The following is a 4,737-nucleotide window of genomic DNA, read 5'->3' as shown; positions in this document are numbered from 1 at the left end:
CCGCCGTGACCGTCTTGGTGTCGCCGGCATCCGGATCGGTATCGTTGGTCAGCACATTGCCACTGGCAACCACGCCACCCGAACCATTGGCCGCACCGCCCTTCTCGGTCGCATCCCCCGCATCGGCAACCGCCGTCGGCGTCGCGTTGCTCGAGGTCGAGGGATTGAACATCACATCGACCCAGTAGTTCGTCTCGTCCACGGTGCTGGTGGGGTATAGGCTGCTACTGCCGTATCGATATACGCCGTTGCCGCTCGCTGACGCCGTCAACGGGCCACTCGTCACATTGGAGGTAAAGTAGTTGGCCGTTGTCGAATAATGACCGGTATTGGTGTGGTAAGACGCCGTGTAGGTCTGCCCGGGCGTCAAGGTCACCGGACTGGAGAAATAGGCGGTCTGCCAGCCGCTGGCGGTCTCGTTCGTGAAAGTGAGGGTCGCGATCCGCGTACCCGTGCTCGACCAGAGCGAGCCGGTATGCGTCCCTGTGTCCTGGCTGCCTTTATAAAAACGAATACCGCCGAGGGTGCCTGCCACTGAGGTCTGGAAGCGCACGCCGAGCTCAACGGCTGACGTATCGTCGGTGTTAACGACCGCCGGCGTCGCCGCGCCGGAAAAGAGAGACACATAGCTCGGCGCGCTGACGGTGACCGTACGTCCGGCCGAGGGTGTTTCGAGGTTGATGCTGTCGTCTACGGCGCGAGACACGATCGTGTAGGTGCCCGCGGTCTGCGGCGACCACGTATAAGTCCAGTTCTCATCGCCTGTGGCCGGATGCCAGCTCGCGCCATTGTCGGTCGAAACCTCGACGCTGGCGATCACCCCGCCACCCGTATCGGCGGCGGTGCCCGTAATCGTCACCGTGGATCCAGCGACCACCGTGGCGGGAACCGTGATGATAGATGTCGGCGCAACATGGTCAGTGGAACCAGTTGTGGCGACGAGCCCGGATTGCAGCGTCCCAGGCTGGATGCCCATGTCGGCAAGCAAATTGACCATCGCCTGCTGCACGCGGGGATCGGTCGGCGTCGCCTCATTATCGTGATTGTCGCTCAGGCCCCATGTCCAGTAGACCGTACCGGCGCCGAACACCAGCGCACCGCTGGGCGCACGATAAAGCGTCAGATTGTGGGTGGCGGTCGCGTTGCCAGTCGTGTTTCCGTAGTCGAGCAGGTAGGTGCTGACCGGAAGTGTCGTCGACGACAGCTTCACGAGGCCCGCCGGATCGAAGCCATTGTCAACCGCTTCGTCCCACTCGTAGCCAAGATAGTTCTTGGTGAGCGTTGCCGTCTGGCCGGGCTGAAGATTGGCAACGCTGGTATTGCGCCAGAAGCGCAGGTTGGCGTCGTCATACCCAACCTTGATCGCACTGAGATTGCCACCGACATCGTCGACCTTGAACAACTGCCCGGTCAGCGAGTTTTCCGGGTTTCCGCCGCCGATAGCCGGTGGACTGAGGCGCGGATCGCGGAAGGTGCCTGTCCATTCATTGGAAGGGTCAATGCTGCTGCCGGGCGCCCAGGTCTCCTTGTAGGAGATAAGGGTGCGATAGGGCGTGCCGTCGGCGCTGTAGGCATTGCCCCAACGGGTACGCCAATAGACCTCGTTACCGCTCCAGAACATGAGGTTGACGCCCGCATCGCGTGCGGCTTCGACGTTGGTCCTCTGCTGCCCCGACCAGTACTCGTCATGCCCCGCGTCAACATAAGTCTTGTGATTGAGCAACAGGCTGCCGTAGCGGTCGACGTCGACACCCGACATGTAGGAAACATCATAGCCATTCTGTTCCAGCCAGTAGATGCCTGCATACTCGGCGCCGAACAGATAGTCCTGGGGACCGGCATAGGTGCCGACCCCGCCCCGGGTCGCAATCGGTCTGTTGTAGCTGACCGCATAGGCGCGGCCGGCACCCTGCCCCGTCGCCGGACCGTTGCCGCCGTAGAAGTTTGCGCCACCCCAGCCGTTATAGGCTTGCCAGGTCTCGTCGGCCGTCTGGAAAACGATGTCGCTGTGACTGTCGTCGTCGCGTACGATGAAGGGAATATGATTCTCGCCGAAGGTGCCATCCTGCCTCACGAGCTTGGCGATATAGACCCCTGAGACGGCGTCATCTGGTACGGTCCATGACGCCGAGACTGCCCAGTTGCCCGCATCCACCGTCCCGGTCGTGGCATTGCGCAACGGATTGGGTTGATCCTGCAATCCGGTGTGCTGAATGGTCGTGACCTTTCGCGCCCCCATGCCGCCATAATAACCGAGCCGATAGATATCGATCCGGTAGTTGGTGGAATCCGTATCGATCTTGAAGCTGATCGTCTTGCCATTGTCGACGCTGATGTCAGTCGCAAACCCCTCGATGTTGGAGCTACCGGCGCCATCGATGCCCCACTCGCTCTCTGGATTGCCCTGCAGCAGGTTTTCCCCCACGATGATGTTGACAGGCGCCGCTGCCGCCGTGACCGCCAGATTTTGCGGCGTTAACGACCGCTGCGTGATCGGCGGCGTGGTGACCGAGCCGGAAAGGTCGCCGATACCCTTGGAGTTGGCGCTTCCCGTTCCCATCTCTCCGCCGCCGGGCAATGATCCGTTCAAGACCGTCGAATCTGCCCACCTTGCGGGTCCGCGCCAGCTCGAGAGCGGGGACAGGTTTCGATCGAGAAGCGGGTCGCTGACCGAGGCGCCGATGGCCCGCTTGATCGTCGCCACATAGTCCGGCCCTTCGGTCAATCTGGTCCCCGGCAATTGACCGTCCTGCTGAAGCATGGCGCCGCCATGGGCCCAATCGAGAATCCGCGTGGGGGAGGTAAAATATCCGCACCCGCAGACACCAAAGGGCATGCCAAACGCCACGGAATTCAATCCCGCATGCTGCGCAGCCGCCTGCGCTGACGGGCTCGATTCGAGAATGACGACTTTGCCCGTCTGGGCACGTTCACCCGCCACGATGGAAGAACCTTGCCCCGAAGGGGTCGGTGCAGGGCTTTGCGGCAGATAGGGAGCCAAGGGATCGTCGCCTATGAGGCTGGTTCCAGCATAGGTACGATAAAGGGACGAGGTAGCTCCAACTACGTTCCGCTCGAAAGGTGCAAAACCCGGCCTACGGGCAGACGGCGGAGACGCGGCAGAATTCCCGCTCACTCCCGCTCCATGAAGCCTTGCGAAAGTGTCGGGCAAGGAAGGCGGTGCGTGGTTGATATTGACCCGACCGTCCACAGCGCCGAACGCTCCCACCCTCTCTTCAACGTCACGTCTTTTGAGCGCAGAGTTGTTGTCGGGACTGTCGACAAGGGCACCATGCTTGTTTCCATCCGAAGTCTGCACGGATGTTGCAAGCTGAGCATCATCCTCGCGCCGATCGGCAGTCTGGCGCGGCCTTGCCTTTCCACCGACGGTCAGCCAACGGGGAACCCACGAATCCACCAGGAGCGAGCGCGAAGCCCACCGGCGAGCGTTGCGATACATGGCGTGCCCTCTCCCGAAATTTACCAGGATCAAATCTATGAGGATCGTTCGATACGCGGACCTCCAATTATAATCGAAAAACAGGCGAGTATGGCCTACCCATTTCGACCTACAGGCGGCATCCTTTCTGGGAAACGGATTTTTTCGTGGAAGTGCGACTTGCGTTTCGCATGGCGACAAGTGGCACAATCGCAGGATCCGCTTCGCATAACGGACGGCTGTGCGCCCTGGGGAAAGCCGCATTTGCGCTGCGCGAGAATCGTGAGGGAGACAGCCACAGGAGCTTCAGCATCATGGTCGGCAGGAGCGACGACCATCCATGCTCATGTTCTGTCTTCGGGCCGTGTCCGCGACAGGTCGTCACTCTCGTGACCGATCATGGCCGACCCCGTTCACTTGCGCGGCCGCGCGATTGGATACCGAGCCCGATCATGAAGTCGACGCCGCGGCTTGGCAGATCCTGCGTCCAATCCGGCACAAAGCCAATGCCACGCCCGCCGAGACGAGCAAGCGACAAGCTAAAAATCGCAGCGATAGGCTATGTTCTCAGAGAGGCAAGACGGCGTCTTCTTCACGAATTTCTTCTCCAAATAACCCGGTCTCTTGAATATACAAAGAAATACACTTCAAACTTATCCAAGTATTATAAATTCATAAGGTCCAAAAAGCGCTATCACCCCGCAGTGTTTATAAATAGTTAACGTATATATATATCCGAAGCTTTTTATAAATCTCATTTTTTGGCGAACTTACCTTCATATTCAGCCTTCCTTAATTGAAATCTTGTTCTTTGGGCGGTCGAAACGGCGAGTTAATCGGGGGTAATTTGATTAACAGGCATGACGCTGCACGCCGTGGGCCGGCTCAAATCCGGAATGTCCCCTCCAAACTCCTGCCAAAAGGGACAGGCAAATAATGACGAGCATCAACACCAATAACTCTGCAATGGCAGCTCTCCAGACGCTGCGTAACGTCAACCAGGGCCTCAACAAGACCCAGGACCACGTTTCCTCGGGTTACCGCGTCGGCAAGGCTTCCGACAACGCTGCCTACTGGTCGATCGCAACGACCATGCGTTCGGACAACAAGGCTCTCGGTGCCGTTTCCGACGCGCTCGGCCTCGGTGCTGCAAAGGTTGACACTGCCTACACCGCCATGGACAGCGCCATCGACGTCGTCGGCGAAATCAAGGCGAAGATCGTTGCCGCAACTGAAAACGGCGTCGACAAGAAGAAGGTCCAGGAAGAAATCGACCAGCTGCAGGACCAGCTGGTGAG

General features: G+C 59.4%; 2 protein-coding genes. One reads left to right on the top strand and one right to left on the bottom strand.

Going from position 1 to position 4,737, the window contains the following annotated elements:
* Window positions 1-3,460: N,N-dimethylformamidase beta subunit family domain-containing protein (locus AC1DUP_RS36665; protein ID WP_477837359.1), on the bottom strand; the 3,460-nt coding region annotated here is incomplete at its 3' end.
* A gap of 915 nt (window positions 3,461-4,375) precedes the next feature.
* Here AC1DUP_RS36665 and AC1DUP_RS36660 point away from each other — a divergent pair.
* Window positions 4,376-4,737, top strand: a 362-nt coding sequence (locus AC1DUP_RS36660) for a flagellin N-terminal helical domain-containing protein (protein ID WP_477837357.1), incomplete at its 3' end; no start/stop codon positions are given.

The sequence above is a fragment of the Rhizobium sp. 01L419 genome, from assembly GCF_056400025.1.
Note: the sequence above shows the minus strand (reverse complement) of the source record. Positions and strands in the feature narration are given on the sequence as shown.